This window comes from Dactylosporangium darangshiense, from assembly GCF_039537565.1.
GTDB lineage: Bacteria > Actinomycetota > Actinomycetes > Mycobacteriales > Micromonosporaceae > Dactylosporangium > Dactylosporangium darangshiense.
On sequence record NZ_BAABAT010000002.1, the window covers coordinates 537102 to 558868 of the forward strand.

The following is a 21767-nucleotide window of genomic DNA, read 5'->3' on the forward strand; positions in this document are numbered from 1 at the left end:
ACCGACTAGGGAGCCCGCCATGACCAGGAACCTGCGCGACGACATCGACCTGGTCGCCCAGGCCTCGATCGCGGCGCTGCGCGCGCCGTCCGTGCTCAACACGCAGCCGTGGCGGTGGCGGCTCGCCGGTGCGCACGCCGAGCTGTGGGCCGACCGGTCGCGCCAGCTCGAGGGGCTCGACCCGGACGGGCGGCTGCTGCTGCTCAGCTGCGGCACGGCGCTGCACCATGCGGCCGTGACGCTGCACTCCGAGGGGTACGACGCCGACGTCGACCGTCTGCCCGACCCCGAGCGGCCCGACCTCGTGGCCCGCGTCCGCCGCGGCGCGGAGCGGCCCGCCGAAGGGCGGCTCGCCGCCGCGGTACAGCGCCGCCGCACCGACCGCCGCCCGTTCGCCGACGAGCGGCCCGCCGACGAGGTGCTCGACGAGCTTCGTGCCGTCGCCGAGCGCCACGGCGTTCACCTGCACATCGTCCGCGAGGACCAGCTGACGGCCTTCGCCGCCGCGGTGGCACGCGCCGGAGCGGTCGAGCACGCCGACGCCCGCTTCCGTGACGACGTGCGCGCCTGGACGACCCGCCCGCGTGTCAACGGCGACGGCATCGCGGCACACAGCGTCGTGGCGGCCGGGCGGCGTACCATCGCGCCGCGCGACTTCGAGATGGACGCCCCGCCGTTCGTGGACGCGGGCGCCGGCACCGACCGCGGCACCGTCTACGCCCTGCTCGTCACCGACGGCGACGAGCCCCGCGACTGGCTGGCCGCCGGCGAGGCGATGTCCGACGTGTGGCTGACGCTGACCGACCGCGGCCTGGCGGCGTCGCCGATCAGCGAGGTCATCGAGGTCGTCCCGGTGCGCCAGGCCCTGCGCGCCCTGCTCGGCGGCGTCGGCAACCCGGCCATCGCGATGCGCATCGGCGTCCCGGTCTCGTCCGACGCCCCGATGTCGGCCGAGCAGCGCCGCCACCTCGCCAACTCGTGACCGCCGGCATTTTCTCTCCACGTTCACGCCGTTTCGTGCGGGACAAATCGGACACGGCCACGGTCGTGGAGACATAACGTATCCCCCTGTACGTTATGTCTCCACCATCGCGGCGATGCCCGATTTGTCCCGCGCATTTTGGCTCAACGAGTGCCCGACTTGTCGCAAAGGCCCCGCATGCGGCTTGACCTGCGATGCGGCGCCGATCCCGATCAGCCTGAGCGAGCGCGGGGGAGTAGCCAGGCCAGCAGCAGGCCGATGAGGGCGATGCACACCAGGATCGTGACCGAGGCCGCGTACGGGTGGCTGCCGGGCCGCGTGCCCGCCGCCACGATGATCGAGCCCGCGAGGGCCGTCCCGAGCGACGAGCCCAGGTTCGACACGGAACGGGACAGGCCCGAGATGTCGCCCTGGTCGCGGTCGGGGAAGGCCGACTGCACGATCGTCACGGACGAGGTGAGCATCGTGCCGAGGCCCAGGCCCGCGAGCAGGAGGCCGGGCGCGATGGCCAGGATCATGGAGTACTGGCCGACCAGCGTCAGCTGAAGGATCATCCCGGCGGCGGTGAGGACGAAGCCGGCGACGACGAGGGTGCGCTGGGCGCGGCGGCGGGCGAAGCGTTCGGCGGCCGCGGACGAGACCAGGATGCCGAGCGTGGCCGGGGTGAGGAGCAGGCCGGTCCTGATGGCGTCGTAGCCGCGGGCGTCCTGCAGGTACACCGCGGTGACGAAGAACGAACCCTGCATGACCAGCCACTGGACCGTCTGCGTGCCGAGGCCGAGGTTGGCGGTGCGGTCGGTGAAGAGGCGCAGGGGCAGCAGGGGCTCGCGGCCGCGGCGCTCGCATCGGCGCAGGTGCAGGAAGAACGCGGCGAGCGTCAGGGCGCCCAGGGCCGTGGTCGGCCAGACGGGGGAGATGCCGCCGGCGGGGATGATGACGTGGCCGGCGATCTCGAAGTCGTGTTTGGCGCTGCCCCAGCCGTACGACGAGGACTGCAGGATGCCGAGCACGACGAGGAACAGGCCGACGGCGGACAGGATGGCGCCGGTGACGTCGAAGCGGCCGGTCGCCGGGCGGCGGGCCGGGTCGGGCAGGCGGCGGATGAGCACGATGATCCAGGCGATGACGAGCACCTGCAGCAGGAACGAGGCCCGCCAGCTGATGAGGCTCGTGATGAGCCCGCCGACCAGCGGGCCGGTCGCCGCGCCGAGGCCGCCGGCCCCGCTGACGACGCCGAAGTACTTGGCGCGCGTGGCGAGGTCGTCGAACGCGACGGTGATGAGGATGTAGATCGGCGGGATCATGAGCGCCGAGCCGACGCCCTCCAGCAGCGCGTTGCCGAGGATCATCACGCCGAGGCCGGGCGCGACGGCGGCCAGGAGTGCCCCGACGCCGTACAGCAGCAGGCCCGCCACCAGGCAACGCTTGCGGCCCCAGATGTCGGTGAGCTTGCTCCCGGGGATCATGAGCGCGGCCATCGTGAGCGTGAAGAGCGTGATCGTCGCCTGTACGCCGAACACGCTGGTGTGCAGGTCCCGCGCGATCGGCGTGATGGCGACGTTCATCGCCGTGCCGGCGTAGCTGCAGATGAACTGCGCGAGGGCGAGGGGCAGGACCATCTTCCGGGCGTCCGGCATTCACCGATCCTGATCGGTGCCGCGGTGGCGGTGCGCCATCCGCCCGGGGTGAACCCCCCGCATGGCCTGACATCAGCCGGCTGGGTCCTGACGGTCCAGCTCGCGCAGGGAACGCGCGAGGCTGCCCGCGACCGCGACGGCCAGCATCACCGCGAACAGCACGAGCAGGCTGCGCACCGGCCCGGCCGCCTGCACCAGGGCGCCGCCGGCGAGCGAGCCCAGCGGCAGCACCCCGGCGGACACGGTCAGGGCCGCGCTCATGACCCGTCCGCGCAGCTCGTCGGGGATGTGCGTCAGGGTGTACGCGCCGATGACCACGTTCCACAACGGCCCCACGAACGCGCACGCCGCGCCGATCGCGCCCAGCAGCACCGGCCGCCCGGTCAGCGCGAACAACGGCAGCAGCGCCGCCCAGACCCAGTTCACCCCGACGACCACGGCCCGCGGCGTGATGTGGCGGTACAGCCGCGTGGCCGCGATGGCCCCGAGCAGCCCGCCGCCGCTGTACAGCCCGAGCATCAGGCCGACCTGCGCCGAGGTCGCACCGTGGCGGGTCGCCTGCACGATGAGCACGAGGATGAGCGCCTGGAAGACGAGGTTGCTGGCCGCGACGAGCACCACGGCTGTGCGCGCGAACGCGTGCCCGAGCAGGTACCGCAGCCCCGCCACGGTGTCCTGCCACGGCGACGTCGGCGGCCCGTTGCGCACCGGCCGCAGCTCGTCGCGCACCAGCAGCAGGCAGGCGGCCGCGACCGCGTAGGACACGGCGTCGGCAACGAACGGCACCGCTCGCCCGAGCCCGAACGCCACCCCGCCCAGCGGCGGCCCGGCCAGCGCCGCGCCGCGCATCTTCGCCTCGTTCTGCGCGAGCGCCGCCGCCAGCAGCGAACCGGGCACGATCTGCGGCAGCGCGGCCCGCTCGGCCACCCCGAAGCACACCGCGCACGTCCCGTCGACGAACGCCGCCACCGCGAGGTGCGCGATGCTGATCGCCCCGGCGAACACCGCCACGGCGACGCTGCCCATCGCGACCCCGGCGACGATCTGCGCGGCCAGCATGACCCGCCGCCGCGGCCACCGGTCGACGAGCGTGCCCGCCGGCAGGCTCAGCAGCAGGTGCGGCAGCGTGCCGGCGGCGGCGACCAGCCCCGCGCGCCCCGGCGACCCGGTCGTGGCGAGCACCAGCAGGGCCATCGCCGTCGCGCTGAGGTGGGAGCCGACGGTGGAGACGATCTGCCCGCCCCACAGCGCGAGGAACGCCCGGTTGCGCCACAGCGACTCCCGCGTCACGCCCCCTCCTCGGGCGTCGGGAACATGTAGAACAGCGCGGTGACGTGCCGGGCGCCGGGCGGGGCGTCGGCCGGGTCGCGCTGCCAGCGGTTCAGCAGCGCGATGTACTCCTCGGCGAACTGCCGCAGCTCGTCGGGGGTGAGCACGGCGGCGCCGAACGACCCGGTCGCCGCGTGCGCGAACTCCCCGAACTCGTCGCGGTGCGCGTCGAAGTACTCCATCGCCCGCTGCCCGCGCTCATGCCACAGCCGCAGCACTTCGTCGGCGGCGAGGTTGAGCTCCTCGTCGTCCTGGCGCGGCGGCAGCCGCAGATCCTGGGGCACGTACCGCCAGAACCGCCGCCGCCCGTGCCGCTCGGGTTCGTCGGCGATGAACCCGTACCGGTGCAGCTGCCGCAGGTGGTAGCTGGCCGCACCGCGATCGACCCCGAGCCGCTCGGCCAGCATCGCCGAGGTCGCCGCGCCGTGCAGTTGTAAGTGCGCGAGCATCCGCTGCCTTAGCGGGTGCGCCAGCGCCTTGAGCGCATCGACATCGGTGATCACGCGGGGGTCCGGCATGATGAGAAGATATCTTTGCAAAGACTTCTTCTCAACCCCAATTTTTTGTCGTACCCCAGGTCTAATCTCCGTCCCATGAGGCAACGAGTGGCTTGGGTGACCGGCGCGAGCCGCGGCATCGGCCGGGGCATCGCCATCGGCCTGGGCGAGCAGGGCTGGACGGTTTGCGTGAGCGCCCGCTCGACCGCGTCGGCGACGACGTCACACCTGCCCGGCACCGTCGAGGAGACGGCCGCCGCGGTCACGGCGGCCGGCGGCCACGGCATCCCAGCCCCCTGCGACCACCGCGACGACGACCAGGTCCGCGCCGTTGTGGAGCGCATCGCCACCACCCACGGCCGCCTGGACCTGCTGGTCAACAACGTGTGGGCCGGCTACGAGCGCCTCAACGCCGGCGAATGGGAGGAGTGGAACGCCCCGTTCTGGCGCCAGCCCCTCGCCCTGTGGGACGCGATGCTGACCGGCGGCGTGCGCGCACACTACGTGGCCTCGGCCCTGTCCGCCGACCTGCTCCGCAGCGCCCCCGCCAGCGCGATCGTGACGGTCTCGATGGAGGCCGGGGCGGCACACACGCCGGCGTTCGGCGTTGCCTACAGCACCGCCAAGGCCGCCGACGACCGCCTGACGGAGGCGATGGCCACACAACTGCGGGCCGACGGCGTGGCGGTAGTGTCGCTGCACCCCGGCCTGGTCCGCACCGAGGGCGTCATGCAGTTCGCCGAACACCTCGACCTGAAGGATTCGCAGTCCCCCGAGGGCATCGGCCGGGTGGTCGCCGCCCTGCACGCGGACCCGTCCCTGCTGTCCCTCACCGGGCGGGCTCTGTCGGTATCCGACCTGGCCACCCGCTATGCCGTAGACCTTGGTTTGCTGGAACGCTGACGCTCATACCTGACGGACAGGAGCCCGAGGTGCCCGAGACGACGGTGGCGCAGGTGCTGGCCGAACTGGCCGCGCTGGAGGACCCGAAGGCCCGCGCCGTGAACGAGAGACACGGCGACGACCACGGCGTCAACCTGGGCAGCCTGCGCGCGGTGGCGAAGCGCTTGAAGACCCAGCAGGACCTGTCCCGACGGCTCTGGCAGACCGGCGACACCGCGGCGCGGCTGCTGTCGCTGCTGATCTGCCGCCCGAAGGCCTTCGAGCGCGACGAGCTCGACACGATGCTGCGCGAGGCTCGCACGCCGAAGGTGCACGACTGGCTGGTCGGCTACGTGGTGAAGAAGCACCCGCAGTGCGAGGCTCTACGCCTGGCCTGGTTCGCGGATGCGGACCCGGTGGTCGCGAGCGCCGGCTGGGCCCTGACCGCCGATCGCGTCGCGAAGCAGCCCGAGGGCCTCGACCTGCCCGGGCTGCTCGACGTCATCGAGTCGGACATGAAGGACGCCCCGTCGCGCCTCCAGTGGGCGATGAACCACTGCCTGGCCCAGATCGGCATCGACCATCCCGGCCACCGCGCCCGCGCCATCGCCATCGGCGAGCGCCTGGAGGTGCTCAAGGACTACCCGACGCCGCCCAACTGCACGTCCCCGTTCGCCCCAATCTGGATCGCCGAGATGGTCCGCCGCCAGCCCGGGTAGGAGGGGTCGCTGTGGGCCGGATGTCCGCCCATCTGGATCGCCGAGATGGTCCGCCGCCGGCCCGCGGGGTAGGAGGGGTCGCTGTGGGCCGGATGCCCGTTTGGCTGCTCGACGTCGACGGGGTTGTCAACGTGCGCCGCCCGACGTGGGGCCCGGACCTGTGCCGCGGGATCGCACATTCCGACGGCGTCGACTGGCCGATTCGGTGGGCGCCCGCCCTGATCGCGCGGATCGGGCACCTGCACGGCAGCGGCGTCGTCGAGGTGCGCTGGTGCACGACGTGGTGCACGGACGCCGACGAGCTGGAGCGACTGTTCGGGCTGCCGGCGCTCGGCCGGGCGCTCGGCGCCGACGACCTGGACGGCACCGAGGCGACGGACGCCCGGAAGCTCGCCGCCGCCCGGCGTGTCCTCGCCGCCGGCCGCCGCCTGGTGTGGACGGACGACACGGCCGTGCCTCGATCCGGCCCGATTTTCGACGAGCTGACCCGCGGCGGGAGGGCTCTGCTGATCCGGCCGCATCCCCGCCGCGGTCTACGGCCCGCGGACATCAACCGCATCCGGGCGTTCGCGCGCGGCGGCGCCGTCCGGCGGCCCGGTAGGTCAGCCGTCGTCGCCGGCCGAGGCGAGAGCCCGGGTCTGGGGCGGGCCGGCCAGTCCTAACACGCGCCGTGCGCCCCGTGCAGACCAACGTCGTTCAGGACTTGGCGCCGGCCGCCCACTGGATGTCAGAGCGCGCCCTTGTCGGCGGTTCCGGCCGGGTGCGGTTCGAGGACCTGGACGTCGAGCGTCCCACGGAGCTTGCCCTGCAGCGCCGAGAGTAGGCCGGCCAGGACCGGACCCTGGCCGTGTGCGGACATTGCCGCCTCGGACTCGTACTTTTCGATCATGACGAGCCGGTCGGGTCCTTCGTGGAGGGCGTAGAGGTCGACGCCCGGTTCACCGTGCGCCCCGGCGATCGCGGTCTCGAAGGCCGCGATCGCTTCGGCGCGGTGCTCGGGGAGGGGATGGGCCGTGGCAACGACGACGAGACTCATGGTCCGTGTTCCTTCCGTTCGGTTGGCAGGGCGTGAGCCCCTCCGTCTCCAACATCGCACCCGTTGCGGATCGGGCCGTGCGGCACGGGACGGTTCGCCCGGCGCGGGTGGGAAGCGCTCACCCATGCCTCGGGTGGTGCCGCTTGTGTCACTACCGTTCCATCTGTATATAGTGTGCATGTACAGCAAGGCAGGAACGGGCGATGGTGGGGACTTTCGTGCGGGTGGTGTTGTCCAACAGCGCAGGCGTGCCGCTGTACCAGCAGATCAAAGAGCAGGTAGGAACGGCCATCCTGTCGGGTGACCTCGCCGAGGGCAGCGCCCTGCCGTCGGTCCGTGCCCTCGCACGGGACCTGCGGATCAGTGTCATCACCACCACCCGCGCCTACTCCGAGCTGGCCGCCGAGGGCTTCATCGCCACGGTTCCCGGCAAGGGTGCCTACGTCCTGCCGCTGGACTCGGCGCTCGTGCGGGAGCAGCTAATGCGCCAGGTGGAGGACGGGCTGCAGGCCGCCCTGGATGCCGCCCGGCGGGCCGGCCTCCAGCGCGACGGTCTCATCCAGATCCTGGACGGGCTGATCCATGCCGAGCAGCAGGACGCGATCCGGTAGCAGGGGAACGCCTGAAATCCGAAGGAGCCATCAGTGAGCAGAGACCTCGCGTTCGCCCTGCGTGGCGTGGGTACCGCGGTGGGAGACACCTTCGCGTTGCGCGATGTGAGTTTCGAACTGCCGACGGGCTACGTCATGGGCCTGATCGGCGCCAACGGTGCCGGCAAGACAACGACGATCCGCTGCCTGCTGGGCATGCGCCCGATCGACACCGGCGAGATCGAGCTACTGGGGCACCGAGTTCCCGGACCTGTCGCCCTGCGCGAGGACGTCGGGGTGGTGCTCGACCACACCTACCTCGTCGGCGACTGGCGGCTGGCCGAGGTCGAACGGACGCTGCGTCCCTTCTACGACCGCTGGGACGGGGTGCGCTACCGCCGGTTGCTCGACGAGTTCGGCCTCGACCTGCGGGCCAAGGTCAAGGACCTGTCCCGTGGCATGGCGATGAAGCTCATGATCGCCGTGGCGCTGTCGCACCAGGCACGGCTGCTCGTGTTCGACGAGCCGACCAGTGGTCTGGACCCGGTCAGCCGTGACGAGCTCATCGGCATTCTCGGGGACTTTCTCATCGACGAGGGACACAGTGTCCTGTTCTCCACGCACATCACCGCCGATCTGGATCGCATCGGCGACTACCTGACGCTCATCCACGGCGGCCGCATCGTCCGGACCGGCACCAAGGACGACATCCTGGAGGCCTACCGGGTCGTGCGCGGCGGCCCGGACGACCTGGACGAACTCGTCGGCGTGCAGCTGATCGGCGCCCGGAGGACGCAGAGCGGGGCACAGGCGCTCGTGCACACCGAGGAAGCCGACCTGATCGGCGGGCAGGTGCTCGTCGAGGCGCCCACCCTCGAGGAGATCGCCATCCATATCGGAGCCGGCGTTCCCCGGCGGGATCCGGATCCGGGCGCCGGCCGGCGCCGTTCCGGCACTTCGATGTCCACCCGGGGGATCGCATGACCACGATTGCCCGCATGGCCGTGCTGGACCTGCGCACCGTCTGGCCATACCGTTACTACTGCCTCGCGGTGTTCGGCCTCGGTGCGCTGGTGTTCGCCAACAAGCCCATCTGGTTCGTGCCGGGGCTCGTGCTGCTGTTCACCTCGCAGGTCGCCCCCTACCCGTTCAACGTCTCCGACAAAGCGGGCCTGGAGACGCTGTACGCCGTCCTGCCGCTGTCCCGCCGCTCGGTGCTGTACGGGCGCTACGCCTGGGCCACGGCGTGTTTTGCCGCCACCGCCACCGTCGGTACTGTGCTGGCCCTGCTCCTCGCCCGGATCCAGGCCTTGCCGTTCGGCGGTCGCAGTCTCGCGACGATGCTGACGGTGTCCTGGGCGTTGTTCGCCGGCAACATCGCGATCCAGTTCCCCTTGCTCGTCCGCTTCGGATACACCCGTGTCAGTGTCCTGGGCACCGTCCTGCCGTTGGCGGTGGTCGTGGGGACCGTCTACAAACTGCACCTGGACCTGGCGTCGATGCGGCACTGGCTCCCGCTCCTGTGGGTAGCCGGCGTGGCCGCAATCGTGGCGTCCGTGGCCGTGGCGACAGCCGCCGACCGCCGGCGCATGCGCTACGGCAGGCGCAACGCGACGACCTGACCGGCCGGCCCCGGCCGCGCCGCAGAGGCGCTCAGCGCGCTGCCGGACGAGCGAGGAACTCGCGGGCGCCGCGGAGGCGGGTGGTCAGGCGGGACTGGGTCAGGGTGCAGTCGAGGCGCACGTCCAGGGGGCCGGGCAGGTCGGTCTCGGCGCGCAGCGCGCGCGGCAGGCGGGTCTCGTCCAGGCCGTCGCGGCGGGCGATCAGGGTGGCGAGCTCGTGGCGGCTCACGGCGTCCGGGCCGGCGACGTGGTGCACACCGCAGTGGTCCGACGCGGCCAGCTCGAGCAGGGCGGCGGCGAGGTCGGTGACGTGGACGGGGCAGCGTACGTCGTCGGTGAAGTGGGCGGCCAACGCGTGGGCGCGCTGCTCGTGCAGCGACTCCCCGCCGCCGATGATGAGGGACGTGCGGGCGATGACGGCCGAGGGGTCGAGGCCCCGGGCGGCGGTCTCGGCGGCGGCCTTCGCCGCGCCGTACGGGGTGATGGGGTCGGGCGGGCAGGACTCGTCGTAGCGCGCGGCGCCGCCGGAGAACACGGCGTCGCTGGAGACGTGGACCAGCCGCGCGCCCGTCGCCGCCGCGGCCGCGGCGACGTGCATGCCGCCGTCGGCGGTGGTGGCCCAGTCGGACTGGCGGTACGCCGCGTTGACGACCGTCGCGGGGCGAACGCGCGCGACCAGGGCGGCGACGTCGTCGCGGCCGCGAATGTCCAGCGGCAGCCAGTCGACGTCCTCGATCGCGGCCGGGTGCCGGTGGAACGTCGCGGCGACCCGCCGGCCTGCCGACCGGGCCTGCCGGACCACCTCCCGGCCGAGCAGGCCGCTGCCGCCCACCACCAGGACGTCCACGCTCAGGCCTCCAGCGGTACCGCGCCGAGCAGCGACCAGTCGTGGCCGATGTCCGCCGCGGCTCGCAGCAGGAGCGGCAGGTGGTGCTCGAGCAGGTGCTCGACCGACGTCTCGGCGGCGTGGACCGTCACGTTGATGGCGGCCACCACGCGGCCGTCGCCGTCGCGCACGCCGGTCGCAACGGAACGGATGCCGTGGGCCAGGTCCTGGTCGGCCAGGGCCCAGCCCTTGGCGCGGACCTCGCGCAGGGCGGCGTCGAGCTCGTCGCGGGACGGGCGCCAGCGCGGGGTGATGCCGGAGCGGCCCGGCTCGGCCAGGACCCGGGTGAGGTCGGCGGGGGAGAGGGCGGCCAGCAGGACCTTGCCCATGGAGGTCGCGGGGGCCGGGAAGCGGGTGCCGATGGTCACCGCCAGGGTGACGAGCTTCGGTACCGCGACCCGGGCCACGTAGACGATGTCGCCGCCGTCGAGCTGGGCCATGGAGGTGGACTCGCCGGTCTGCTCGACGAGGCGGCGCATGTGCGGGCGGGCCACGTCCCACAGGCTCAGGGCGTTGACGTACGCCATCCCGAGTTCCAGGACCCGCGGGGTGAGCGCGAACCCGCGGTCCTCGGTGCGGACGTAGCCCAGTTCTTCGAGGGTCAGCAGGATGCGCCGGACGGTGGGGCGGGCCAGGCCGGTCTCCGCGGCGATCTCGCTCAGCGTCATGACCGGCCGGCCCGCCCGGAAGCAGCGCAGCACGTCGAGACCGCGGGCGAGAGCCTCGATGAAGTCCGGTCCCGCCTCGCGTGCCATCGACGTCCTCTCGCGCTCAACAAACAAGCTCGCGCTCAAACAGCAACAGAAACGCCGTCAGTCGGCCGCACCATGCTTCCACTGGGCGGATCCGGCGTTCCACTCGGTGTACGTGTACGGATTGTCCATCACCTTCGTCTCCGGAATGTCCGGGTTCATGCCCTTCGCCCAGGCGTCGCGGCCCATGGTGTCGACGAGGTACTCGATCGTGCGCTCCACGTCCGCGCGGACCTTGGCCAGGTCGGCGCCGACGAGGCGGTGCTCGTGCTTGACGAGGCGGCCGTTGACGATGACCGAGTGCACGTCGGCGCGCTGGGCCTGGAAGGCGACGTGGCCGTACGGGTTGAGGATCGGGAACATCACGGGCGAGGCGTCGTTCTTCAGCAGTACCACATCCGCCTTCTTGCCCTTCTCGAGACTGCCGACGGCGGAGTCGAGGCCGAGGGCCCGGCTGCCGCCCCGGGTCGCCCAGTCCACGACCTGCTCGGCGCGCAGGTGCAGCTGGGTGACGGTCTCGGCGCGCTCGTGCGCGGCCATGTGCTCGCGGGAGCGGTCGGCGCCGAGGGTGGTGCGCATCGCGGAGAACAGGTCGCCGCTCCACCAGACGCTGGTGTCCATCGACAGCGAGACCGGGATGCCGTGGTCGCGCAGCTGCCAGGTGGGCGGGTAGCCCTGGCCGGCGCTCTGCTCGCTCTCCGTGGAGACGGAGACCGAGCCGCCGGTCGCGGCGATGCGGTGGTACGAGTCGTGCGTGAGCGTCGCCGCGTGCACGTAGACGGTCTGCGGGGTCATGAAGCCGTGCTCGTGCATGAGGCGGATGCCGTCGTCGTTGGTCGCGCCCCACACGCCGGCGTGCGTGGTGACTGGCACGCCGAGCTCGCGGGCCACCTCGAAGGCCGCCCGCTCCGGGAACGCCGGGTCTCCGGTGACGTCGAAGGCCATCTGGAAGCCCAGCATGTCGCCGCCGCGGATGCGCCGGGACACGAAGTCGCGGAACTCCGGCGCGGCCGACCACTGCCACGGGCCCTGCTGGATGTTGCCGTAGGCGAGCACGAACCGGCCGGGGACGCTCTCGAGGGCATCCACGGCGGCGTCGGCGTGCTGGGTGGTCTGCAGGCCGTGCGACCAGTCGACCGTGGTGGTGACGCCGGCGTCGAGGGCCTCCCAGGCGGCCAGGACGTTGCCGGCGTGGATGTCCTCGGGGCGGAAGTGCTTGCCCGACTCGAGGTAGTACCAGACGAAGTACTGTGTGAGGGTCCAGTCGGCGCCGTAGCCGCGCATGGCGGTCTGCCACATGTGGCGGTGGGTGTCGATCATGCCGGGCATGACGATGCCGCCGGTGGCGTCGATCTCGACGGCGCCCTCCGGGGCGGTCAGGCCGACGCCGATCTCGGCGATGCGCTCGTCGACGACGAGCACGTCGGCGCCGGGAAGGACGGTGTGCGAGTCATCCATGGTGAGGACCAGGCCGTTGCGCAGAAGCACGGCGCTCATGTGGAGGGCTCCAATCTCGGACGACAGTCCGTCAGGCGGTCAGATTGGGCAGGTGCTGGCATTCTCTTCCCGGTGTTGTATCGTGTCAACGACTAGCGGACGGATGTCCGCTGGACGGTCAGGAGGTGTCGTGGGTCCACTCGACGGGCTGCTGGTGGCCGACTTTTCGCGGATTCTCGCGGGGCCCTACGCGACGATGCTGCTGGCCGACCTCGGCGCCGACGTCATCAAGGTCGAGGGGCCGGGCGGCGACGACACCCGCACCTGGATGCCGCCGACGCGCGACGGCGTGTCGACGTACTACCTCGGCATCAACCGCAACAAGCGCTCCATCGCCCTGGACCTGCGCGACCCGGAGGACCTGGCCGCCGCCCGCGAGCTGGCGGCCCGCGCCGACGTGTTCATCGAGAACTTCAAGCCGGGCGGCCTGGCCCGCTTCGGGCTCGACTACGCCACGGTGTCGGCCGGCAACGAAGGCGTCGTCTACGCCTCGATCAGCGGCTTCGGCTCGGGCGCCGGCGCGGCGCTGCCCGGCTACGACCTCATGGTGCAGGCGATCTCGGGGCTGATGAGCCTCACCGGCGACCCGCACGGCTCGCCCTACCGGGCCGGCATCTCCGTCTTCGACGTGATGGCCGGCATGCACGCGAGCATCGGCATCCTCTCCGCGCTGCACCACCGCTCGGCCACCGGCCGCGGCCAGCACGTCGAGGTCAACCTGCTCTCCTCGGCGCTGTCCGGGCTGGTCAACCACAGCAGCGGGTACGTCGCCGGCGGCACGGTGCCGTTCCGCATGGGCAACGCCCACCCGAGCCTGTTCCCGTACGAGCCGCTGCCGACCGCCGACGGCGAGCTCATCGTGATCGCGGGCAACGACGGGCAGTTCCGCAAGCTGTGCGCCGTGCTCGGCGTCGAGCACCTCCTCGACGACCCGCGTTTCGGGCGCAATCAGGACCGCACCGCCAACCGCGAGGCGCTGCGGCCGCTGCTGGTCGAGGCCCTGGCGGCCAAGGGCAAGGACGAGTGGTTCGCCGAGCTGATCGCGGCCGGCGTGCCCTGCGCGCCGATCAACACCATCGACGGCGGGGTCGCCTTCGCCGAGTCGCTCGGGCTCGACCCGGTCGTCGAGTCGGGCGCGGTGCCCGGCGTGCGCAACCCGATCAGGTTCTCGGCCACCCCGGCGCGGTACGAGCTGCCGCCGCCCGGCCTGGACGAGCACGGCGAGGAGATCCGGCAGTGGCTGAAGAGCTGAGCTTCCCGACCGGCATCGGCACGTCCGACGCCGACCACATCCGGCTCCTGGGCCAGGACCTGGCCGCGGACCTGATGGGCAAGGTCGGCTTCGGCGAGCTCGCGTTCTGGCTTGTCGCCGGCCGTCGCCCTTCGCCCGGGGAGACGCGGGTCTTCGAGGCCGTGCTGGTCGCGTTGGCCGACCACGGATTTACGCCGACTGCCATTGCCGCTCGGGTGACCTATGCCTCCGCCCCGGAGGCGTTGCAGGGCGCCCTGGCCGCCGGTCTGCTCGGTGGAGGTTCGCGGTTCCTCGGCGTGACCGAAGACGTCGGCAGGTTTTTGTCCGCGTATATCGGACAAATCAATAAGTATCCGGAAATGGACGCCGAGTGGGACGAGATCGCCACCCGGGCGGTGTCGGAAACCAAGCGCATTCCGGGCCTTGGACACCCCGTGCACAAGGTGCAAGATCCCCGCACGCCGGTGCTCATCCGAATCGCCGAGGAAGAAGGCCTCCGGGGCCCGCACCTGAGGCTGTTCGAGGCGATCGGCCGGGTCCACCCCGCGATCCTGGGCAAGACCCTGCCGCTCAACGGCGCCGGCGTCTGCGGCGCCGCACTGGCCGACCTCGGCCTGCCGGTGGAGATGCTGCGCGGCTTCGCCCTGCTCGCCCGCGCCGCCGGGCTGCTGGGGCACCTCGCGGAGGAGCGCCGCACCAACCTCGGCCTGGAGATCTACCGCACCGTCGACAGGAATGCCGTCTACAGGGAGGAGACGCCGTGGCCACCATCGTCGCGGTGATCGCGTCGACGCACCATCCGTTCTACTACAAGGCCAGCACGTCGACCGGCGAGGACCGCCCGCCGTTCGCCGACGAGTGGGTGGCCAAGATCCTGCGCTTCCGCGAGACGCTGACCAAGGCCGCGCCCGACGTGCTGGTGATGGTCGGCTCGGACCACTTCCACCAGCTGTGGCTGGACAACATGCCGCAGTTCCTGGTCGGCAAGGCGCCGATGTATGACGCGAACTGGTACAACGAGGAGCGCGAGTTCGGGCTGCCGCGGCTGCTGCTGCGCGGGCAGGAGGACCTTTCGGCGTACATTCTGCGTGAGGGCCTCGACGCGGGCTTCGACCTGGCGTTCAGCAACGAGCTGCGCATCGACCACAGCATCACGTGCCCGATCATCACGCTGCGGCCCGAGGCCGACCTGCCGATCGTGCCGATCTACACCAACATCTTCGCGCCGCCGCTGCCGCAGCCGAAGCGGTTCGTGCAGCTCGGGCAGACGATCCGCGAGCTGGTCGAGTCGTGGCCGAGCGACCTGCGGGTGGCGGTCATCGGCACCGGTCACCTGTCGCTGGAGCTGGGCGGGCCCCGCCAGTTCGGCCCGCACGGCCCCGACCCCGAGTTCGACCGGCGAGCGGTGGAGTGGATCGCCACCGGCGACCTCGACGGCTGCCTGTCCGAGGTGACGCTCGACAGCCTGCACGCCCCGGGCAACGCCACCCACGGCTTCATGGACTTCATGCTGATGATGGGCGTCGCCGGGGCCGGCCGCAAAGCCGACTACGTCGACACCTACGACCTGTTCCACACCATGGAGGCGTACTTCACCTGGTACCCGAACGGAGCACCAGCATGAGCAAGTACTTGCTGAACAAGTTCCTGTACACCGTGGACCGGGACCCCGACCTCGTCGAGCGCTACCGCGACGACCCGGCGGGCACCGTCGCCTGGTGGGAGTCGACGCTCGGCGCCACCCTGCTCAACTGCCACTCCGGCGAGGCGACGACGTGGCTCGCGTTCACCGACGAGGAGCGCGGCGCCCTCGCCGCACACGACCACATCGCCCTGTTCGGCCTCGGCGCGCACCCGTTCCTGACGCTGACGCTGTTCATCGCCATGTTCGAGCGCGACAACACCGAGCCGCTGCAGTACCAGAAGCGCTACGGCGAGATGCTGCGCCACTACTCGCTGCCGTACCCGGACATCGCGACCTGATGCGCGCCGCCCTCATCGTGCAGTGCGGGCGGCCGCCGGTCGTCGCCGAATACGAGGCGCCGCAGGACGGTCCGGACACGCGGGCGGTCACCGTGACCGCCGCCCCGATCACGCCGCTGGACGTGCTCTGCGCCAGCGGCACCTCGTACTTCGGCGCGCCCGCCGTTCCGTACGTGCCCGGCGTGCAGGGCGTCGGCACCCTCGACGACGGCACGCCGGTGTGGTTCGCCACCGACGCCGGCATGCGCCCCGGCGACGGCAGCCTCGCCCAGCGGGCGTCGGTGCCCGCCGAGGACGTCGTCGAGCTGCCCGCCGGCGCCGACCACCGCCTCGTCGCCGCGCTCGGCCTGTCCGCCGTCGCCGCCTGGCAGTCGCTCACCGCGTGCGGCGGCCTGCGCCCCGGCGAGCAGGTCCTCGTCCTCGGCGGCGGCGGGATCGTCGGCCAGGCGGCGATCCAGATCGCCAAGCTGCTGGGCGCCGGGCGGGTCGTGGCCGCCTGCCGTTCGCCGCTGGCGCAGGAGCGGGCCGCGCGGCTCGGCGCCGACGCCGTGGACCTGCGGGGGGATGCCGCCGACGTCGTCGCTGCCGCCGCCCGGTTGCGCCCGGCGCTGGACGGCCCCCTCGACCTCGTGCTCGACCCGCTGTTCGGCGTGCCGGCCGCCGCGGCGCTGCGCACGCTGCGGCCCGGCGGGCGCCTGGTCAACCTCGGCGGCTCGGCCGCGCCGACGGCGCCGATCGACTCGGCGACCCTGCGCAGCGGGTCGTTGCGGCTGCTCGGGTACACCAACAACGCCCTGACCAAGCCGGAGCGCGCCGAGACGCTGCGCGCGGTCGCGGCGCACGCCGCCGCGGGCCGCCTCACCGTCGCCTACGACGCGGTGCCGCTCGACGACGTCCCGGCCGCGTGGGCGGCCCAGGTGGGCGGCGCCGCGACGGCCCGGACGGTGGTGCTGCCGGGTCGCTGACGTACGACCGGGCGTCAGCCCTCGACGGTGAGGACGACCGGGCCGACGCCGATGGTGTCGCCGGGCGTGACCGGCGCCGGGGCGAGCACCGGCTCGTCGTTGAGCGTCGTGCCGTTCGTCGAGCCGAGGTCCGTGACCGTCAGCGCGCGCCCGTCGTACTGCAGGCTCGCGTGCCGCCGGGACACCCCCTCGTCGCGCAGCCGCAGGTCCGCCTGGCGGCCGCGGCCGATGACGGTGGTGCCGGCCTGCAGCGAGTACCGCCGCCCGTCGCCGACGACGAGCCCGATGCCGCGCCCGGCCTCCTCGCCGCGGCGGGTCCGCGCCCGGCGCACGTCGGCGACGACGCGGACCTCGCCGGGCGGCACGTCCTCGTCCGGCTGCATGTCGACGACGACCTTGTCGCGCACCTGCCAGCCCTGCTCGTCGAGCCAGCCGGCGTGCGCCAGGGCCAGCGACTCGGCGAACGGGAGCAGGCCGGGGTGATCGTCCGGCGCCACGAGCACGAGGTAGCTGTTCGGGGCCAGGGTCTGTTCCCCGACCTCGGCCTCACGCTGCATAGCGCGCAGGATCGCCAGCCGGTGCGGCAGACTCATGCCGGCGAGTCTACCGACGGCCCCTGGCCGTACGCCGCGCGTGTCAGGCCGACGAGGTCGTCGAGGCCGGCGGGCGGGTCGTCGCGCCACCACGCCAGCCAGACGTGGATCGGCGGGGCGTCGCGGACCCGGCGGTACGCCACCCCCGGCCGCGGGTTCTGGTTCGCGGTCGCCTCCGAGGTGAGCCCGACGGCCTGACCGGCGGCGATGAGCGTGAGCCACTCGTCGACGCCGCGCGTCGCGCGCACGGTCGCCGGGCCGCCACCGGGCGGCCACAGGTCCATCGTGGTGGTGCCCGTGCGATCGTCGATGGCCATCGTGTACCGCACGAGGTCGTCCAGCCGCACCGAACGCCGCCGCGCCAGGGCGTTGTCGGTCGACACGGCCGCGTGCCGGGACTCCACGCCGACGAGGGCCGTGTCGAAGCGCGGGTCGTCCAGCGCGCGGCGGATCACGGCCACGTCGGCGCTGCCGTCGGCCAGGCCGGCGGCCGGCGTGTTGGAGTACACGAACACCAGCGGCAGGCCGGGGTGGCGGGCGGCCCAGGCCCGCTGCAGCCGGCGGGTGTGCTTGCCCATCGCCGCCCACGCGTACCCGATGCGCAGCTCGGTGCGCGAGCGCTCGACCGCCCGGCGCAGGTGCGCCACCTCGTCGAGCACGGCGCGGGCCCGGGCGACGGCCTGCGTGCCGGCCGCGGTGAGCCGCACCTGCCGGGTCGTGCGGTGCAGCAGCCGCACGCCCAGCGCCGCCTCGAGCCCGGCGACCGCGCGCGACACGGCCGCCTGCGACAGCCCGAGCGCCGTGGCCGCGTCGGTGAACGTGCCGGCGTCGACGACGGCGACGAACGCGCGCAGCTGACGCACCTCCGGATCCATGCGTCCAGCGTATGAATAGCGCGCCCCGCGTATTTCTCAGGGACCCCTCGACGTCGCCACACTGGCCCTCGTGAACAGGCCGAATCTCGATACGGGCGGGGCGCTGGCGACGATGGTCGCCGCCGCCGCGGGCAACCAGGCGGGCGCCGCGCTCGGCGCGCGGGCGTTTCCCGACATCGGGCCGGTCGGCGTCGTCGCCGTGCGGCAGTTCGTCGCCGCGGCGGTGCTGCTGCCGGTGGCCCGGCCCAACCTGCGCCGCTTCACGTGGGGGCAGTGGTGGCCGACCCTGCTGCTGGGGCTGGTCTTCGCCACCATGAACCTCAGCCTGTACACCGCCGTCGATCGCGTCGGACTCGGCCTCGCGGTGACGCTGGAGTTCCTCGGCCCGCTCGCCGTCGCCCTTGCCGGCTCCCGCACCGGCGGCGACCTGGCCTGCGCCGTCGTCGCCGGTGCCGGCGTCTACGTGCTGGTGCTGCCCGGGCCGAGCAGCGACTTCGCCGGCGTGGGGCTCGGGCTGCTGGCGGCGGTGTGCTGGGCGGCGTACATCCTGCTCAACCGGCTGCTCGGGGCGCGGCTGCCCGGCCTGCAGGCCCCGGCCGCGGCCACGGCGGTGTCGGCCGCGATGTACCTGCCGGTCGCCGCCGTCATGGTGGCCCGGGGCGGGTTCGGCGCCGCCGCGATCGGATGGGCGGTCGGCGCCGGGGTGCTGAGCTCCGTGGTGCCCTACGCCGCCGACCTCATCGCCTTGCGCCGCGTGCCGCCGCAGTTCTTCGGCCTGCTGCAGAGCGTCCATCCGGTCTTCGCCGCGCTCGCCGGCGCGGCCATCCTCGGCCAGGTGCCGTCCGCGCACGTGTGGCTCGGCATCGCGATCGTCGTCGGCACCAATGTCGTCGCCGTCGCCCTGGCCGGCGCCCGTGCGGCGCGCGCCGCCGCTCCCGCCCCGGCCACCTGAGGTCTGCGCCGCCACCCGCGCGACGCGCGGCCGTTTGCGGCGGCGGCGCGCGGGTAGCGACTCGCGATGAGGAGGTTGACCCGGGGGGAAGAGCACCGCACGAGCGGCCTCGACCTCGGCGCGATGGAGGAGCACCTGGCCGGTCGCCTGGACTCCGGCGGGCAGGCGGCCCTGGCCGGGCAGGTCGCGTGGCTGATCGGCCAGCCAGGGCCGCCGCCGACGCCGATCGCCGGTGCCCTGGCCCGGATCATGGAGCACGCCGGCGGCGACGAGGGGCTCATCGCCTGGCTGGACCAGTACCCGGGACGGCCGCGCCTGGTGGTGCGCATCCTGCAGCTCGTCGGCCTGCTGGACCGCTTCGGCGACCAGCGCACCGTGGTCTTCGCGCTGGACGGGCTGCGCACCGACGGGCGCTTCCCGCCGCTGCTGGCCGATCGCCTGCCGCCGACCACCGACGAGGCGACGCTGGCGTGCCTCGCCGGCGAGATCAAGCTGATGCTCGCCGGGGACGAGCGCACGCTGGCCCATGCGGGGCGCGTGGCGCATGCCGCTGCGGAGATGCTCGCCGCGATCGGCCCGGGCGTGTCGCGCGTGCCCGGCGTGACCGACCTCGGCGAGCTCGCCGAGGCCTCGCGGCGCGACCTCGCCGAGGCGCTGGAGGACCTGAAGGTCTCCCAGGCCATCTGACTGCGATCGGAGAGTAGTGCGATCGGAGAGTTAAGGAGGAGCCGGTCATGACGGTGACCAAGCACTGGAGCGTGGATATCGAGATCGGCGAGCACAACGGCCAGACCCACGTGGAGGCGCGCCTGAACACCGAGGACGACACGATCGTCACCGGCATCGGCGACGCGCACCTGAACCCGGCCGACGAGGACATCCCGGAGATCGGCGACGAGCTGGCCGCCGCCCGCGCCTTGTCCGACCTCGGCCACCGGCTGTTGATGACCGCATCGGCCGACATCGAGGCGGTGACCGACGAGCCCCTGCCGATCGGGTAGGTCTCGGGTAGGTCTCGTGCAGATGCGGTGTGAAGGCACGCGGTTCGCGGCCGCGGGCCGGGGTGTGCTCGTGCTGGTTACGGCGCCGGCTGTGCGGCCCGGGCGCCGGCCGGGCCGATGACCGCGACGCTCACTCATACTCCTGGCCGCAGCGGGCCAGCTCGGCCAGCACGTCCCAGCCGAGCACGCCGACGGGGTGGTGGCCGGGCTCGGGCTCGGGGCGCAGCAGCGTGTACGGCCCGGGGACCGGGATCCGCAGGCCGTCCTCCTCGTCCCAGCCCCCGAGGGTGCCGGCGACGCCGCACTCGAGGTAGGTGCGCGGGTCGAAGTTGTACCAGCGCCGCATCGTGGCCCGCCGGCAGCCCTCGGGCCGCGGCGCGTCGGTGCCGAAGGACGCCATCGGGTCGAGCGGGCCCTGCTCGGCGAAGTCGGCGAGGTCGGCCAGCTGCGACAGCACGATCGCCTCCCACTCGGCGAACGTGGCCGGCTCCTCGACGTACTCGTACTGCGCCGACCGCCACGCCGGGTCGTCCGCGCCGGGGTCGAGGGTGCCGGCCGCGACGATCATGGCCGCGACCTCGTCGGCCTCCAGCCACTCCCGGCCGTCGAAGGCGCGCCCGGCCAGCCGCCAGCCGCGCAGGAACGCGGCCAGGTCCCGGCCGGAGCCGCGGATGCGCACGCCCTCGGCGACGAGTCGCCGGTAGAGGTCGCGGTTGGTGGCGCAGGCCGGCTCGCCGGGGCCGTCGACGCGATGGTCGGCGCCCGTCTCCACGCGCAGCCGCAGGGCGTGCGCGAGCGCGGCGACGCGGTCGTCGAAGGCGCTGCCCGCGGCCGGCTCGCCGTCGGCGCGGCGGACCTCCCAGGTTTCCACGTCGATACGGTACCGACCCGCGGGAGCCGGCGGCTCACTCAACGGTCGAACTGGAGGGCGACCAGGGCGAGCAGGGCCTCGTGGGTGGCCGCGTCGGCGGCGGCGACGAGCCCGCCGGCACCGGTGTGCACGGGCCCGCCGCGCAGGTTGGTCACCACGCAGCCGGCGGCCTCGCACAGGGCGATGCCGGCGGCGAAGTGGACGCTGCCGCGCAGGTCGCCGTCGGTGACATAGGCGGCGCGGCGGCCGGCGGCGACCCAGGCCAGGGCGAGGGTGCTGGTGGCGACCCGCGGGCGGAACCGGGCCGCGAACCCGGGCTCGGCGAGCAGCCGGGCGGCCAGGAACGCCGGGGCGTTGGGCAGCGGCGGGTCGAGGTTGAGGTCGACGAGGGTGGTGGCGGCCGAGGGGGCGAGGGGGCCGCCGGTGCTGTACACCGCGTCGGCGAACGGGTCGGCGACGGCGGCGGCGGTGACCCGGTCGCCGTCGCGCAGGGCGACGTTCACGGCCACGATCATCGTGCCGGCGGCGAAGTTCAGGGTTCCGCACAGCGGGTCGACCAGCCAGGTGCGCCCGGCGCCGGCCGGGCCGCTCGCGCCGCTCTCCTCGCCGGTGACGGCGTCGCCGGGCCGGTGCTCGCGCAGCAGGCCGAGGATCGCCCGCTCGGCCTCGAGGTCCGCGGCGGTGGCGAAGTCCCCGCCGCCCTTGTCGACGCGGTCGAGGTCGGCGCCGAACCGCGCGCGCACGACGGCCGCGCCGGCCCGGGCCGCGGCGATCGCGAGGTCAAGATCGTCCATGCCCATCGGGGCAGCGTAGCCCGGGGAGCACGCCACCACGCGCCCCCGGGTG

The 21767-nt window shown here is 73.1% G+C and carries 26 protein-coding genes; 15 read left to right on the forward strand and 11 right to left on the reverse strand.

The genetic code is table 11. From position 1 onward, the window contains the following. Nucleotides 1-19: 19 nt before the first annotated feature. Nucleotides 20-982 (forward strand): Acg family FMN-binding oxidoreductase, encoded by a 963-nt coding sequence (locus ABD901_RS06090; protein ID WP_345122134.1) that lies wholly within the window; start codon nt 20-22, stop codon nt 980-982. Nucleotides 983-1194: 212 nt separating this feature from the next. On the opposite strand, the gene ABD901_RS06095 is transcribed toward ABD901_RS06090, so the two are convergent. The 3 genes from ABD901_RS06095 to ABD901_RS06105 form a co-directional block, all read right to left on the reverse strand. Continuing rightward, nucleotides 1195-2619, reverse strand: a complete 1425-nt coding sequence (locus tag ABD901_RS06095; protein WP_345122136.1) for an MFS transporter — start codon at nt 2617-2619, stop codon at nt 1195-1197. 72 nt (nt 2620-2691) lie between these two features. Further along, the gene (locus ABD901_RS06100; RefSeq protein ID WP_345122138.1) at nt 2692-3909 is read right to left on the reverse strand and encodes an MFS transporter; all 1218 of its coding nucleotides are present in this window, start codon (nt 3907-3909) and stop codon (nt 2692-2694) included. Further along, on the reverse strand, nt 3906-4466 hold the full coding sequence (locus ABD901_RS06105) for an ArsR/SmtB family transcription factor (protein WP_345122140.1): 561 nt from the start codon (nt 4464-4466) through the stop codon (nt 3906-3908). The genes ABD901_RS06100 and ABD901_RS06105 overlap by 4 nt, the downstream gene beginning before the upstream one ends. A 75-nt stretch (nt 4467-4541) precedes the next feature. Between ABD901_RS06105 and ABD901_RS06110 the strand changes: the two genes are divergently transcribed. From ABD901_RS06110 to ABD901_RS06120, 3 genes are all read left to right on the forward strand, one after another. Continuing rightward, nucleotides 4542-5348: an SDR family NAD(P)-dependent oxidoreductase gene (locus tag ABD901_RS06110; RefSeq protein WP_345122142.1), complete on the forward strand. Its 807-nt coding sequence runs from the start codon at nt 4542-4544 to the stop codon at nt 5346-5348. 29 nt (nt 5349-5377) lie between these two features. Continuing rightward, a complete protein-coding gene (locus ABD901_RS06115; RefSeq protein WP_345122144.1) occupies nt 5378-6046 on the forward strand; it encodes a DNA alkylation repair protein in 669 nt (222 codons plus the stop codon). A gap of 92 nt (nt 6047-6138) precedes the next feature. Continuing rightward, nucleotides 6139-6708, forward strand: a complete 570-nt coding sequence (locus ABD901_RS06120; RefSeq protein WP_345122145.1) for a hypothetical protein — start codon at nt 6139-6141, stop codon at nt 6706-6708. Nucleotides 6709-6773: 65 nt separating this feature from the next. On the opposite strand, the gene ABD901_RS06125 is transcribed toward ABD901_RS06120, so the two are convergent. After that, nucleotides 6774-7082, reverse strand: coding sequence for a putative quinol monooxygenase (locus tag ABD901_RS06125; protein WP_345122146.1), 309 nt, complete (start codon nt 7080-7082; stop codon nt 6774-6776). Nucleotides 7083-7285: 203 nt separating this feature from the next. Here ABD901_RS06125 and ABD901_RS06130 point away from each other — a divergent pair, with 203 nt between their 5' ends. The 3 genes from ABD901_RS06130 to ABD901_RS06140 are packed head-to-tail and all read left to right on the forward strand — an operon-like array spanning nt 7286 to nt 9294. Beyond that, nucleotides 7286-7693: a GntR family transcriptional regulator gene (locus tag ABD901_RS06130; RefSeq protein WP_345122147.1), complete on the forward strand. Its 408-nt coding sequence runs from the start codon at nt 7286-7288 to the stop codon at nt 7691-7693. A 33-nt stretch (nt 7694-7726) separates the two neighbouring features. After that, on the forward strand, nt 7727-8656 hold the full coding sequence (locus ABD901_RS06135; RefSeq protein ID WP_345122149.1) for an ABC transporter ATP-binding protein: 930 nt from the start codon (nt 7727-7729) through the stop codon (nt 8654-8656). After that, nucleotides 8653-9294, forward strand: a complete 642-nt coding sequence (locus tag ABD901_RS06140) for an ABC-2 transporter permease (RefSeq protein ID WP_345122150.1) — start codon at nt 8653-8655, stop codon at nt 9292-9294. Before ABD901_RS06135 ends, ABD901_RS06140 begins: the two co-directional genes overlap by 4 nt. Before the next feature lie 31 nt (nt 9295-9325). Here the strand turns inward: ABD901_RS06140 and ABD901_RS06145 are convergent, their stop codons facing one another. From ABD901_RS06145 to ABD901_RS06155, 3 genes are read right to left on the reverse strand one after another with little or no spacing between them, the layout of a single operon-like run. After that, entirely contained in the window at nt 9326-10141 is an 816-nt protein-coding gene (locus ABD901_RS06145) for an SDR family oxidoreductase (protein ID WP_345122151.1), read from the reverse strand. 2 nt (nt 10142-10143) lie between these two features. After that, complete coding sequence (locus tag ABD901_RS06150; protein WP_345122153.1) at nt 10144-10935, reverse strand: IclR family transcriptional regulator domain-containing protein; 792 nt, start codon at nt 10933-10935, stop codon at nt 10144-10146. A gap of 57 nt (nt 10936-10992) precedes the next feature. Further along, a complete protein-coding gene (locus ABD901_RS06155; protein ID WP_345122155.1) occupies nt 10993-12429 on the reverse strand; it encodes an amidohydrolase family protein in 1437 nt (478 codons plus the stop codon). 130 nt (nt 12430-12559) lie between these two features. Here ABD901_RS06155 and ABD901_RS06160 point away from each other — a divergent pair, with 130 nt between their 5' ends. Genes ABD901_RS06160 through ABD901_RS06180 form a run of 5 tightly spaced genes read left to right on the forward strand, consistent with a single transcriptional unit; the run spans nt 12560 to nt 16629 of the window. Continuing rightward, the gene (locus ABD901_RS06160) at nt 12560-13681 is read left to right on the forward strand and encodes a CaiB/BaiF CoA transferase family protein (protein WP_345122157.1); all 1122 of its coding nucleotides are present in this window, start codon (nt 12560-12562) and stop codon (nt 13679-13681) included. Next, nucleotides 13666-14463 (forward strand): citryl-CoA lyase, encoded by a 798-nt coding sequence (locus ABD901_RS06165; RefSeq protein ID WP_345122158.1) that lies wholly within the window; start codon nt 13666-13668, stop codon nt 14461-14463. The genes ABD901_RS06160 and ABD901_RS06165 overlap by 16 nt, the downstream gene beginning before the upstream one ends. Further along, nucleotides 14442-15305 carry a DODA-type extradiol aromatic ring-opening family dioxygenase gene (locus ABD901_RS06170; protein WP_345122160.1) on the forward strand — a complete coding sequence of 288 codons (864 nt, stop codon included), beginning with the start codon at nt 14442-14444 and terminating at the stop codon, nt 15303-15305. Before ABD901_RS06165 ends, ABD901_RS06170 begins: the two co-directional genes overlap by 22 nt. Then, on the forward strand, nt 15302-15664 hold the full coding sequence (locus ABD901_RS06175; RefSeq protein ID WP_345122162.1) for a hypothetical protein: 363 nt from the start codon (nt 15302-15304) through the stop codon (nt 15662-15664). Before ABD901_RS06170 ends, ABD901_RS06175 begins: the two co-directional genes overlap by 4 nt. Further along, complete coding sequence (locus ABD901_RS06180; protein WP_345122164.1) at nt 15664-16629, forward strand: quinone oxidoreductase family protein; 966 nt, start codon at nt 15664-15666, stop codon at nt 16627-16629. The genes ABD901_RS06175 and ABD901_RS06180 overlap by 1 nt, the downstream gene beginning before the upstream one ends. Nucleotides 16630-16643: 14 nt before the next feature. Here ABD901_RS06180 and ABD901_RS06185 read toward each other — a convergent pair whose 3' ends face one another. Together ABD901_RS06185 and ABD901_RS06190 are read right to left on the reverse strand one after the other, a co-directional pair. Continuing rightward, on the reverse strand, nt 16644-17222 hold the full coding sequence (locus ABD901_RS06185) for an FhaA domain-containing protein (RefSeq protein WP_345122166.1): 579 nt from the start codon (nt 17220-17222) through the stop codon (nt 16644-16646). Further along, on the reverse strand, nt 17219-18097 hold the full coding sequence (locus tag ABD901_RS06190; RefSeq protein ID WP_345122168.1) for a LysR family transcriptional regulator: 879 nt from the start codon (nt 18095-18097) through the stop codon (nt 17219-17221). Before ABD901_RS06190 ends, ABD901_RS06185 begins: the two co-directional genes overlap by 4 nt. A gap of 70 nt (nt 18098-18167) precedes the next feature. On the opposite strand from ABD901_RS06190, the gene ABD901_RS06195 reads away from it, so the two are divergent. The 3 genes from ABD901_RS06195 (at nt 18168) to ABD901_RS06205 (ending at nt 20050) form a co-directional block, all read left to right on the forward strand. Beyond that, nucleotides 18168-19049, forward strand: a complete 882-nt coding sequence (locus ABD901_RS06195) for an EamA family transporter (protein WP_345122170.1) — start codon at nt 18168-18170, stop codon at nt 19047-19049. 66 nt (nt 19050-19115) lie between these two features. Next, nucleotides 19116-19736: a hypothetical protein gene (locus tag ABD901_RS06200; RefSeq protein ID WP_345122172.1), complete on the forward strand. Its 621-nt coding sequence runs from the start codon at nt 19116-19118 to the stop codon at nt 19734-19736. A gap of 47 nt (nt 19737-19783) precedes the next feature. Next, complete coding sequence (locus ABD901_RS06205) at nt 19784-20050, forward strand: DUF1876 domain-containing protein (protein WP_345122174.1); 267 nt, start codon at nt 19784-19786, stop codon at nt 20048-20050. Nucleotides 20051-20180: 130 nt separating this feature from the next. Here the strand turns inward: ABD901_RS06205 and ABD901_RS06210 are convergent, their stop codons facing one another. Both ABD901_RS06210 and ABD901_RS06215 read right to left on the reverse strand, forming a co-directional pair. Next, entirely contained in the window at nt 20181-20921 is a 741-nt protein-coding gene (locus ABD901_RS06210; RefSeq protein ID WP_345122176.1) for a hypothetical protein, read from the reverse strand. A gap of 38 nt (nt 20922-20959) precedes the next feature. Continuing rightward, the gene (locus ABD901_RS06215; protein WP_345122178.1) at nt 20960-21721 is read right to left on the reverse strand and encodes an inositol monophosphatase family protein; all 762 of its coding nucleotides are present in this window, start codon (nt 21719-21721) and stop codon (nt 20960-20962) included. Nucleotides 21722-21767: the final 46 nt, after the last annotated feature.